At 73.3% G+C, this 10,419-nt stretch carries 11 protein-coding genes and 1 pseudogene; 3 read left to right on the top strand and 9 right to left on the bottom strand.

The genetic code is table 11. The features are described from left to right. Positions 1–4: 4 nt before the first annotated feature. The gene (locus GA0070614_RS28670) at positions 5–565 is read right to left on the bottom strand and encodes a dihydrofolate reductase family protein (RefSeq protein ID WP_088978870.1); all 561 of its coding nucleotides are present in this window, start codon (positions 563–565) and stop codon (positions 5–7) included. 152 nt (positions 566–717) lie between these two features. Between GA0070614_RS28670 and GA0070614_RS28665 the strand changes: the two genes are divergently transcribed. Continuing rightward, on the top strand, positions 718–2,172 hold the full coding sequence (locus GA0070614_RS28665) for a hypothetical protein (protein WP_157745113.1): 1,455 nt from the start codon (positions 718–720) through the stop codon (positions 2,170–2,172). A gap of 43 nt (positions 2,173–2,215) precedes the next feature. Here the strand turns inward: GA0070614_RS28665 and GA0070614_RS28660 are convergent, their stop codons facing one another. The 5 genes from GA0070614_RS28660 to GA0070614_RS28640 form a co-directional block, all read right to left on the bottom strand. Then, positions 2,216–2,821 (bottom strand): YdeI/OmpD-associated family protein, encoded by a 606-nt coding sequence (locus GA0070614_RS28660; RefSeq protein ID WP_088978868.1) that lies wholly within the window; start codon positions 2,819–2,821, stop codon positions 2,216–2,218. 247 nt (positions 2,822–3,068) lie between these two features. Beyond that, positions 3,069–4,022, bottom strand: coding sequence for a CU044_5270 family protein (locus GA0070614_RS28655; protein ID WP_088978867.1), 954 nt, complete (start codon positions 4,020–4,022; stop codon positions 3,069–3,071). Then, positions 4,019–4,564 carry an RNA polymerase sigma factor gene (locus GA0070614_RS28650; RefSeq protein ID WP_088978866.1) on the bottom strand — a complete coding sequence of 182 codons (546 nt, stop codon included), beginning with the start codon at positions 4,562–4,564 and terminating at the stop codon, positions 4,019–4,021. The genes GA0070614_RS28655 and GA0070614_RS28650 overlap by 4 nt, the downstream gene beginning before the upstream one ends. A gap of 362 nt (positions 4,565–4,926) precedes the next feature. Continuing rightward, positions 4,927–5,667 (bottom strand): SHOCT domain-containing protein, encoded by a 741-nt coding sequence (locus GA0070614_RS28645; protein ID WP_088978865.1) that lies wholly within the window; start codon positions 5,665–5,667, stop codon positions 4,927–4,929. Between the two features lie 166 nt (positions 5,668–5,833). Next, positions 5,834–6,397: a PadR family transcriptional regulator gene (locus tag GA0070614_RS28640; RefSeq protein WP_088978864.1), complete on the bottom strand. Its 564-nt coding sequence runs from the start codon at positions 6,395–6,397 to the stop codon at positions 5,834–5,836. 77 nt (positions 6,398–6,474) lie between these two features. Here GA0070614_RS28640 and GA0070614_RS28635 point away from each other — a divergent pair, with 77 nt between their 5' ends. Together GA0070614_RS28635 and GA0070614_RS28630 are read left to right on the top strand one after the other, a co-directional pair. Continuing rightward, positions 6,475–6,891, top strand: coding sequence for a nuclear transport factor 2 family protein (locus GA0070614_RS28635; protein ID WP_088978863.1), 417 nt, complete (start codon positions 6,475–6,477; stop codon positions 6,889–6,891). Positions 6,892–6,907: 16 nt separating this feature from the next. Further along, positions 6,908–7,933, top strand: a complete 1,026-nt coding sequence (locus GA0070614_RS28630; RefSeq protein ID WP_088978862.1) for an LLM class F420-dependent oxidoreductase — start codon at positions 6,908–6,910, stop codon at positions 7,931–7,933. 121 nt (positions 7,934–8,054) lie between these two features. On the opposite strand, the gene GA0070614_RS28625 is transcribed toward GA0070614_RS28630, so the two are convergent. The 3 genes and pseudogenes from GA0070614_RS28625 to GA0070614_RS28620 form a co-directional block, all read right to left on the bottom strand. Then, on the bottom strand, positions 8,055–8,972 hold the full coding sequence (locus GA0070614_RS28625; RefSeq protein ID WP_231933424.1) for an SCO6745 family protein: 918 nt from the start codon (positions 8,970–8,972) through the stop codon (positions 8,055–8,057). A gap of 81 nt (positions 8,973–9,053) precedes the next feature. Next, a pseudogene (locus GA0070614_RS31770) lies at positions 9,054–9,205 on the bottom strand (mechanosensitive ion channel family protein); the annotation flags it as partial. 84 nt (positions 9,206–9,289) lie between these two features. Continuing rightward, positions 9,290–10,396: a GlxA family transcriptional regulator gene (locus tag GA0070614_RS28620; RefSeq protein WP_088978860.1), complete on the bottom strand. Its 1,107-nt coding sequence runs from the start codon at positions 10,394–10,396 to the stop codon at positions 9,290–9,292. Between the last annotated feature and the right edge of the window lie 23 nt (positions 10,397–10,419).

Below are 10,419 nucleotides of genomic sequence, written 5' to 3'. Positions count from 1 at the left end.
CGGCTCAGCGGGTCCGGTAGCGCGCGTAGATCAGTCCGCTGTCGAAGGCCCGCTGCTCGACCAGGTGCAGGTCGAGGCGCACGCCGTCGGGGAAGAACCGCTTGCCGCCGCCGACCACGCTGGTGGTGACGAACAGGTGGTACTCGTCCACCAGGCCGGCGGCGATCGCCTGGGAGGCGAGGTTCGGGCCGTCGACGGTGAGGTCGTGATCGGACTCGGCCTTGAGCCTGCGCACCGCGTCCGGGTCGAAGGTCCGCTCGATCCGGGTCTTCGCGCTGGACACCGACTCCAGCGTCGTGGAGTACACGACCTTCTCCGCGGCCTGCCAGTCGCGGGCGTACTGCAGGATGTGCGGCGGCAGGTCGGGCTCGGTGTGCGCGGTCTCCCAGAAGACCATCGTCTCGTACATCCGCCGGCCGTAGAGGTACGTGCCGACGGGGCGGTAGAGATCGTTGATGAAGGTGTGCACCTCCGGATCCTCGGCGGCCCCGGTGCCCAGGTCGCCCTCCGCCGCCTCGGCGTAGCCGTCGAGCGAGGTGATCATCGAGTAGATGAGCTTTGCCATGCGTCCCCTCCGGGTACGAGCGCGTCACGTCTGCCGGTGTCCTGCAGGCTCTGACCTCCGCACGACCCGAAACTCATCGATCGGCCGACCGGCCGGTTGCGTCGACCGTCGGATCCGGGCGACGCGCACCTCGCGTTGTACCATCCAGCCCCGTGCACACGACTGCGCATCGCCGCCGGTTGCTGTCGACGGTCACGGTGCTGACCCTGCTGACGACCGCCTGTCAGGCGGAACCGGCCGCCGAGGCTCCCCGCTGGGCCGGGCCGGGTGCGGCCCCGCCCACGCCGGCCGGCGCGAGCGCCGCGCCCACCGCCGCGTCGCCGAGGGCCACACCGGTCGACTGCCCCGATCCCCGGCCGGCGCCGAGGTCCGCCAGCTCGCTGGACCCGACCGCCGCGTCGTACCTCGGCCGCGACGGCGACGACGTCGCCACCGCGGTGGACGTCTCGAACTCGTGCGAGCTGGTCGTCGGTGGACGGTTCACCGGCCTGACCGGTGGCGCCACGACCACCCTCGGCCGGGGCGGGGCGGGTGCCGTGGTGCGCCTCGACGGGGCGGGACGTCGGGTGCTCGGCGTCACCCGGCTCGCCGGCACCGTGGCGGACCTCGAGGTCCGCCGCGACGGTGGCGACATCGCGGTCGCCACCGACCGGGGAGTGTGGCTGCTCGACGCGCGGGCCGGCGCCGCCCGCTGGCAGCGCGGCAGGAGCGCGAGCCGCGTCGCGGTCGGGGCCGCCGGCACGGTCGCCGCGCTCGCCGGCACGACCGTCACCGTGTACGACCTGACGGGCGCGACGCTGTCCACCATCCGGCCGCAGGGGCGTACGGTCAGCGACGTCGCCGTCGACGACCGCAGCGGCCTGGTCTTCGTCAGCGGGTTCCGGCAGGTGCAGTCCGGCCCGTGCGTGCCGGTGCAGATCGCCTACGTGCACGCCTACGACCGGCGCGGCAAACTGCGCTGGCGCGCGTACGACCATCCGGCCGACCGGCTCGGTGACCTGTGCGCGGACAGCCGGGCCGACCGGGTGGCGATGGGCCGCGACGGGAAGCTCTACCTGGCCGGGGAGACCGCCGGTGGCAACAGCATCTTCGCCCGCTCGGCCGCCGATCCGACCCGGCCCGCGCCGAACGTCGTGATCGACATGTTCACCCAGGCGTCCAACACGTCCGACGCGCACTACACCTACCTCGCCCGCCTCGACCCGGCCAGCGGACGCCATCTCGCCGGGCAGGTGGTGATCAGCCGGATCGACAGCAAGGGCGACAAGGGCAACACCATCAAGCCGTACGCGATCACCGCGGACGAGTCGGGGCGGGTCTACGCCGGCGGGGTGTCGGCGTACCAGATCGCCGACCGGTCCCGGATCATCCTCGGGGGCCGCCGCCTCGCCCCGTACGCCGGTGGTGACGCGTGGGTGCTGGTGCTCTCGGCGGACCTGAGACGGCGTACCTCCTGGGTGGTCTTCACCGACGGCGGCGCCGGCGCGGTCCGCGGCGTGGCCGCCTCGTCCGGGGTGGCCGCCGCCGTGGCGAAGGTCGACAAGGGTCCGTTCCACCGCACCCGGGCCGTGCAGTCCGACGCGGGCGGCGGCTACCTCGCCGCCTAGCCCGGACTGCCCTGATCCCCCACCGGGTCGACCCTCGGCGTCGTCACGGCGAGCGCGGGGGCATGGCCTTCTGCGGGTAGATCGTCTCGTGGCGGGCCAGCATGGCGACGAATTCGCCGATCTTCCGCTCGCGGGTCTGCGCCCGTTTGACGGCGTTGAGGCGGTGGATGAGCGCGAACCGGTTGGTCTTGGTGAGCACGTCGAACATGGCCTGGGCGGCGGGGTCGGCGGCGATGGCGGCGAGCAGGTCGGCCGGCACCTCCGCTTCCGAGGGCGGGGCGTAGGCCGCGGCCCACCGCCCGTCCGCCTTCGCGGCCTCCACCGCCGCGCGGCCGGAGGGCGTCATCCGCCCCTGCGCCTCCAGCCGCGCCACGTGGGCGACGTTGCGTCGTGACCAGGAGCTGCGGGGCCGGCGTGGGGTGAACCGGATCCAGGAGGTCTGCTCGTCCCGTTTACGGGCCTGCCCGTCGATCCAGCCGAAGCACAGCGCCTCGTCGACCGCCTGCTGCCAGGTCAACGTGGTGACCGTGCCGCCCTTCCTGGTCAGGGCGAGCCAGACGCCGGGCGACGTGGTGTGGTGGGCCGACAACCACGCGCGCAGCGCCTCGGCGTCCGCGACGATCAACTCATCCAGCTCGGCACTCCCCATGACGGCAGGCTATCGCTGCGGGGTGACGAAAACCCTCTGCCTGGCGGCCCGCCGGGCTGCCGGGGGCGCCGCTCCCCCGCCGGACCGTGGGGCCAGGGGGCCGTACTCCCCAACGTCGCGGTCGACGGGTGGCTCCGATCCGACCTGTCGAACCGGCTCGGACATGCTGTCGAGGATGGACACCGCGACCAGGGACGTGGCGGTGCGGCCCGGTCGGGCCGCACCGCCACGTGTGCGCTCGGTGCTGTCACCGCAGTGCGGACGCCTCCGGCAGGCCGTCGTCGGACCATCGCGCGGCGATCACCGCGGTCCAGCTCGTCGGGCGGTCCGCGACCCAGGTCTCCCGGGCCAGTGCCTGTCCGGTCGTGGGGTCGACGATCAGGCGGGTCTGCGCCGTGCCGAAGTCGCCTCGACGGGTGACCGCCACGGCCACGCCGGTCCGGCCGAGCCGGTCGGTCACCCGGCCCAGCGACGTCACCCGGGGCATCGCCGCGAGCATTCGGTACGCCGCCGCGCGCACCTGCGGGGACACCGGCAGGTCGAGGACGAGGGCGGCGCCGGAATGGAACAGGAACTGGTCGCGTCCCTCGGTGGCGCCGGTGTCGGCGTACCAGGCGAGCAGCTTGTCCTGGAGCTTCCCAGGGGTGGTCGGCAGTGTGGCCAGTTCCCGCGCGGAACGGGGCGTACCGGCGAGAAGGAAGTTGTTCTGCGCGGTGTGGCCCTGCATCGGCCGGGAGGTCCACGAGCCACCGTCGGCATGCCGGACATACGCGGCCGAGGGCAGGCCCGGCACGGCGGCCAGCCACCGCTCGTCCTGCGCGCGCCGGCTGCCTTCGCCGTGCTCGGCCCGTACCACCCAGTAGCGGCCGGTGGTGGCGGGTGCGGACTCGCTGTGTCCGGCGGCGACCAGCAGCAGGCCGCCGGCGTCGGCGGACACGTCGACCGGGGCGGGCGACGACACCGCCGGCTGGTCCAGGGGCGCCCCGGGCGCGTTGTTCAGCAGGATGGCGCCCGCCGCGGCGAGCGCCACCGCGGGCAGCGCGCCCGCGAGCACGAGCGGGCGCACCGGCCGCCGCGCGGTGCCGGTGCTGGATTCGGGCCGGGGATGCGCCGTGATCAGGGCGGGGTCCGACCGGCCGGAGGGGTCGAGGCTGCGGGGACGGGCCTCGGCCAGCGCGTGCAGGGTGTCACGGTGACTCATCGGGCGTACTCCTGATCGGGAAGGCGGACGGGGCGGTGACGGTCCACCCCGACGGCGTCGGACATGGCCTGTTCCAGGCGTCTGCGGGCCCGGTGCAGGCGTACGAAGAACGTCGCGGTCGAGCAGCCGACGACGCGGGCCGCAGCCTTGGCGGACAGGCCCTGCCACGCCGTCAGCGTCAACACCTCCCGGTCGTCCTCGGCGAGGCCCGCGAGCGCGGCCAGCATCGCTGCACGTTCGGCGACGCTGTCGGCGATGTCGGCGTCCGCCTCCACGACCCACGCGCGCAGCTCGGTGGCGAGGCTCGCCTGGCGGATGTCGTCGCGGTAGCGTTCGCGGATCACATTGCGGGCCACGCCCAGCAGCCACGGCAGCGGTACGGCAGGTACGGCGTCCCACCTGCGCCAGGCCACCAGGAAGGTTTCCCCGACCACGTCGTCGGCGAGCTTGCGTCCCGCCCGGCTCACCGCGTACGCGTACACCTGGGAGTGGTGCGCGTGGTAGAGGGCGGTGAACCGCTCGTCTGGTTCGGCATGCGTCACTGGCTCCTTCTCCTTCACCGAAGGTGTCTCGTCACCAGGTACTGCGCCCGGGGGGCCGATTCTTACCGGTGCCTTCTCTCCTCCGCTGAGCGAGCCGGGCGCGCGTGCCTGTGGCGCAGGGCCGGCTGTGGACGTCCGAGAGAGCGGTGTTCCCGGTCGTCCCGATCGACGAGGTACCGCCTAGGTGACCCGCCGCTGGACGCCCCATAGGCCGATCGCCGCGACCAGCGCGCCGAGACCGAGACGGATCGCGTGTCGACCATCCAGACGAAGCTCGGTCTGCGCAATCGCGTCGAGATCGCCGCCTGGGCCTGGGAGAACCGGATCGTCGACACCGCCTGACCGGCGGCCGGGCGTCGACGTCACCGGTCGAGCGAGTCGGTTCGCTCACCGCGCAGGACGCTGCGCTTGCCGGCCTCGAACTCGTCCCCACTCAGGGCTCCCGAGGCCCGCCTGTCGGCCAGTTGCCGGATCAGGGCGACGCGGTCGGTCGCCGGTTGCCGCCGACCGCCCGGCCGGCCGCCGGTCAGGTCGGCCTTGAGCGCGTCGAACTCCTCGCGCGTGAGCGCGCCGGTGCTCCGCAGGTCGTTCAGGGCCTTGAATCGTGACCAGCGGTCGGGCGCGGCACCCGTCGGTGCGCCTCGACGCCGTGGGGCACCGGTGCGGGCACCGTCGGTCGTCCGCCGCTGCCGGACGAGTTGCACGAGCCCGACGACCCCGACGACCAGGCCCATCGGAATGAACACCGCGGCCACGATGGACGCGCCGAGCCGCGCGTCCGGCGGCATCGACGGCTGGACGAGCACCTTGACCAGCAGGGCGACGCCGCCGCCGGCGAAGCCGGCCGTCCACAGGATCTGCCCGGCGCCCGGTGCGGAGAAGTTCTGCTCGCTCACGATGATGCCCAGGATCCACATCAGCGCACCGGTCAGCGCCAGCCAGAACCAGACCGCCGTGCCCTCGGGGCAGGGACGTGCGACGGCATACGACCCACCCGAGGCGCAACTGCCGATGTCGAGCACGTGGTTCAGCCCGGCACCCAGCAGCACGATGCCGATCGTGCCGATCACCAGGCTTGCGATCTCACGTACGGCGATCTTCATCCACGCTCCCGGCAGTCGTCGAGGCCGCGTCGATCGCCGGCCGCGCCAAGGGTGGCATCACGGTGCAAGGCGGCCTGTCCGACAGCCGACCCGCGCGGCGTCCGACATCCGCTGCGGCACCTGGCGGGCAGCGGTCCGTCCCGCGCGCCGGCACGGGGTGGCGGGGTCAGCCCGGCAGTGGCGCCCGGGCGCGCAGCAGCGCGGCGGTCTGCTCGCACCACTCGCGGTTCTCCTGCTCGAACCGGCGGCCACGCAGGCACGTCAGGTACGGCCCGATGCGGTCGCCCTCGCGCAGGAACGTCTCCTCGTCCAGTTCGCCACGCAGCCGTCGGAGCATCTGGTCGAAGATCTCCACCTTCGCCGCCGCGGTGACCGCGCGCTCCTCGAGCTGGGCGATGACCGGGCCCGGGTCCAGCCGGTCGACGGCTTGGACCATGACGAGCAGGTCCTCACGGATGGACGACGGCTTCGACGGCGTCGCGGTGAACGCGGCCAGCTCCGCGAGGCCGGCGTCGGTGACCGTGAACAGGCGCTTGTTGGGCCGGTCCCGCTGGATGACCTGCCGGCCCACGATCAGCCCCTCGCGCTCCAGCTTGGCCAGCTCGGCGTAGAGCTGCTGGGGCACCGCGTACCAGAAGTTCGACAGCGACACATCGAAGATCTTGGCCAGCTGGTAGCCGCTGAACTCGCCGTCGAGCAGGGCCGCCAGCACGGCGTGGCGCAGCGCCATCGGTCACACCTCCCACTTCCCTCGCCCCATAGTCAGTGATATGACTACTCCTATCGTTGACTATAGAGGGGGCGGTCGTGACGACAGTCGAGCGGTTCCGTGCCGCCGTCGAGGCCGGCGATCTCGCCGCGTTCGACGGGCTGTTCAGCCCGGACGTGCGCTTCTTCAGCCCGGTGAAGTTCACGCCGCTCGAGGGGGCCCGGACCGTCCACGGGCTCCTCGGCGTGCTCCTGCGTACGTTCGAGGACTTCCGGTACGTCGGCCAGTTGGCCGGTGAGGTCGAGATCGGCACGGCGGGCCGGCCGGTCGAGTCGCACGTCCTCATCTTCCGGGCGACCGTCCGGGGCCGGCAGATCCACGGCCTCGACCTGCTCCAGCTCGACGACGACGGCCTGATCCAGGAGTTCACCGTCATGGTCCGCCCCCTGTCCGCCGTCACCACGTTGAGCGAGGCGGTCGTCGCCGGCCTCACCGCGGACGGCATCGCCCCGTGACACGAAAGGTCGTGCGATGAAGCTCGGATACACCACCGGGTACTGGTCCTCCGGCCCGCCCGCCGGCGTCGTGGAGGCCATCGCCGAGGCCGACCGGCTCGGCTTCGACTCGGTCTGGGCCGCCGAGGCGTACGGGTCGGACTGCCTGACCCCGCTCGCCTGGTGGGGCGCCAGCACCTCCCGGGTGCGGCTGGGCACCAACATCATGCAGATGTCGGCCCGCACGCCGACCGCCGCGGCGATGGCGGCGCTCACCCTCGACCACCTCTCCGGCGGTCGGTTCATCCTCGGGCTCGGCGCCTCCGGCCCGCAGGTCGTGGAGGGCTGGTACGGCCAGCCGTACCCACGGCCGCTGGCCCGCACCCGCGAGTACATCGACATCGTCCGCGCCGTCCTGGCCCGCAGTGGCCCGGTGCAGTACGACGGCGACTTCCATCAGCTTCCGCATCGCGGCGGCACCGGCCTGGGCAAGCCCCTGAAGTCCACCGTCCATCCGCTGCGCACCGACCTCCCGATCTACCTGGCGGCCGAAGGACCCAAGAACGTGGCGTTGGCCGCCGAGATCGCCGACGGCTGGCTGCCCCTGTTCTTCTCCCCCAAGGCGGACGGCTTCTACCGGGCCGCGCTGGCCGAGGGCTTCGCCCGACCGGGCGCCCGCCGCACGCCGGACGAGTTCGAGGTCGCCGCGACGGTGCCGATCGTCGTCGACGACGACGTGGAGCGGGCGGCCGACCGGATCCGACCCTTCGTCGCCCTGTACGTCGGCGGCATGGGAGCCAGGTCGACGAACTTCCACCGCGACGTCATCGCCCGCCTCGGGTACGAGCGGGAGTGCGACCTCATCACCGAGGCGTACCTGGCGGGCGACAAGCAGGCGGCCGTCGCCGCGGTGCCGACCGCGCTGGTGCAGGACATCGCACTGATCGGGCCGGCCGCGAAGATCAAGGACGAGATGCAGCGGTGGCGCGAGACCGTGATCACCAGCCTGCTGGTCTCGGGCAGCCCACGGCAGCTGCGCCAGATCGCCGAACTGGTCCACTGACGGCACGCGTCGACCCCGGACGGCGTCCCGTCCCGACACCGGCACGGCCCGGTCGCGGCCGGACCTCGCCGCTGACGTCAGCGCGGCAGGCGACAGCCGGCACCGGCGCGGTCGTCCCGGGTCACGTCGAGCGGGACGCCACCCGGTCGGCACGCGGGGGCACGGCGTTGTCGACGTCGAGCAGTCCGGCATCGACCACGGCCCGGCTCATCGGCCGGGTCAACTCGGCGAGGCGGGCGCACCCGTCGGCGCCGAGCACGGTGTACGCGGACGTGGCGAGACGGTCGGTCGCTGCCTCGATCCACGCCCGCTGTGCCCGTCCGCGATCGCTCAGCCTCGGCTCGTCGCCTTCGATCAACCCGCGCCCGCGCAACCGCTCGACCGCGTCGGCCCACTGCGCGCTGCTCCAGCCCCGGGTACGGCGCAGGAAGCGGACCGGCACCTCGCCGGACGCGGCGTGCAGCACCAGCGCCTCCAGTCCGGTCAGCTCCGCCAGCACCAGGGCGGCCACGTGCCCGTCGCCGCGAAACTCCCGCACCATCGTCTGGGCCTGCCACAGGATCAGGTGCGGCTGGTCCGGCCAGGGCAGCGCGGCGTGGGCGGCGAACAGTGGCCGTCCCTCGGGGTGGGCGGCGGCGGACTCGGCGGCGCGACGGAGCAGTTCGGCGGCCTCGACCATCTCCGGGCCGTGCACCGCGTCGCCGAGAGCGCGGGTCAGCGCGGCGTCGGCGGCCTCCAGCCGGGCGGCCAGCACGGCCGCCGGCGTCGTCCGCTCCCAGGCGGCCGGCAGCACCCGGGCGACCAGGTCCGGGTTGAAGTTGAAGAAGCTGGCGACCACCGGTCCCGGTCCGACCGGTCCCAGGGCAGCCGCCCGGGAGGCGAAGTAGCCGGCCGGCTCGGGGACACCGAGTGCGGCGTACCGCTCGTGCGCCTCCGGCACGAAGTAGATCATCGCGTGCAGGGGTTCGGCCACCCGCCAGGCGCGGCGCACGACGGCCGGGTCGAGCGCCGCCGGCTCCTGCCACCTGGAGTCCGCCACGTCCGTCATGTCACTGCCTTCCGCCGACGACGTTACCGACCGGTAGGTTGCCACGTCGGCGGCGTCCTGTCACCCGCCGACCCGAACCAGGCCGCCACCGACACCCACGATGAGGATGCCGGCGACGGTGGCGAGCGCGGCGATCAGGACGGGGTGACGACGGTGGTGGCCACGCCGATCTGGTTGAGCGCGGCGATCACGCCGAGGGCGAGGATGAACACCGAGTCGATGTCCGGGCCCCGGCGGTCGAGCGCCGGCACCGGACCAGCCGAGTCGATCATCGGTCCGGTCCACCGTCGCGCAGCGACGGCGCCTGCTCAGGACGCCCCAGGGCGGTCGCCAGGAGCGACGGGCGGCGCGTGTCGGGTCGATCGGGTCGGGCGTGGCACCGGGCCGGCGGACCCGGACGACACCCCACCCTGACGCCCGTCCGGCGGCGCCGTGGCGCCCGTCCGGCCGCCGGACGTCGACCCGGTGGCACGGTAGTGCGACGGCGACACGCCGTAGGTGTCGAGAAACGCCTGGCGCAGGGCCTCGGCGGTCCCGAAGCCGCAGCGGCCGGCTATCGCCTCGACCGTCAGGTCGGTCCTGGTCAGCAGGTGCCCCGCCGCTTCCACCCTGGCCCGCCGTACGAACCGGGCCGGTGTCAGGCCGATCTCCTTGAGGAACAGCCGGGCGAGATGCCGCTGGCTGACACCGGCGAGCCGTGCCAGCGCCTCGGCCGAGAGATCCTCGCCGAGGTGCGACGAGATGTACGAGACGCTCTCGCGCACCAGCGAGTGCCTGATCGCGGGCGGGGCCGTGAAGATGCTCATCTGTGCCTGGTTGCCGGGCCGCTGGAGATAGGTCACCAGATGGCGGGACACGTCTCGGGCCAGCGCCGGACCCTCGTCGGCCTCGATGAACGCCAACATGAGGTCCAGCGCTGCCGTCACACCCGCCGATGTGCAGACGTCGCCCTCGCTGATGAAGATGGGATCGCTGTCGAACGCCACCTGCGGAAACCGCGCCTGCAGGTACGCCGCGTGGTGCCAGTGCGTCGCGGCCCGCCGCCCGTCGAGCAGTCCCGCCGCAGCCAGCACGCCGGCGCCGGTGCACACCGACGCCACCCGGCGCGCCTCCCGGCCGAGTCGGCGGACGTGGGCGACGAGCCGCTCGTCCTGCATCGCGTCCACGTAGCCGATCCCACCCGAGACGACGAGCGTGTCCAACGGGCCACGAGCCCGCTCGAGGGCGATCTCGGCGTTGACCACCAGCCCGGTCGCGGTGCGGACCGCGGCGCCGCCGGGTGAGGCCAACCGGAGCCCGTAGATCGCCTGCCCCCGCAGGTAGTTCGCCATCTGCAGCGACGCCGTGACGCAGGCGATGTCGAGCAGTTCGGCTGCGGGATAGCCGACGACCAGAACACGACGTGTGGTCCCCACGCTGTCACGCTACGTCTCGCCCG

This window comes from Micromonospora coxensis, from assembly GCF_900090295.1.
Taxonomy (GTDB): Bacteria; Actinomycetota; Actinomycetes; order Mycobacteriales; family Micromonosporaceae; genus Micromonospora; species Micromonospora coxensis.
The sequence above is the reverse complement of the archived record's forward strand: the minus strand, read 5'-3'. Positions and strand labels throughout refer to the sequence as shown.

What these genes read in the sequence shown, in the direction of transcription:
- GA0070614_RS28670 (WP_088978870.1), bottom strand. Translation starts at nt 565, where the DNA reads ATGGCAAAGCTCATCTACTCGATGATCACCTCGCTCGACGGCTACGCC.
- GA0070614_RS28655 (WP_088978867.1), bottom strand. Translation starts at nt 4,022, where the DNA reads ATGAGTCACCGTGACACCCTGCACGCGCTGGCCGAGGCCCGTCCCCGC.
- GA0070614_RS28645 (WP_088978865.1), bottom strand. Translation starts at nt 5,667, where the DNA reads ATGAAGATCGCCGTACGTGAGATCGCAAGCCTGGTGATCGGCACGATC.
- GA0070614_RS28640 (WP_088978864.1), bottom strand. Translation starts at nt 6,397, where the DNA reads ATGGCGCTGCGCCACGCCGTGCTGGCGGCCCTGCTCGACGGCGAGTTC.
- GA0070614_RS28660 (WP_088978868.1), bottom strand. Translation starts at nt 2,821, where the DNA reads ATGGGGAGTGCCGAGCTGGATGAGTTGATCGTCGCGGACGCCGAGGCG.
- GA0070614_RS28630 (WP_088978862.1), top strand. Translation starts at nt 6,908, where the DNA reads ATGAAGCTCGGATACACCACCGGGTACTGGTCCTCCGGCCCGCCCGCC.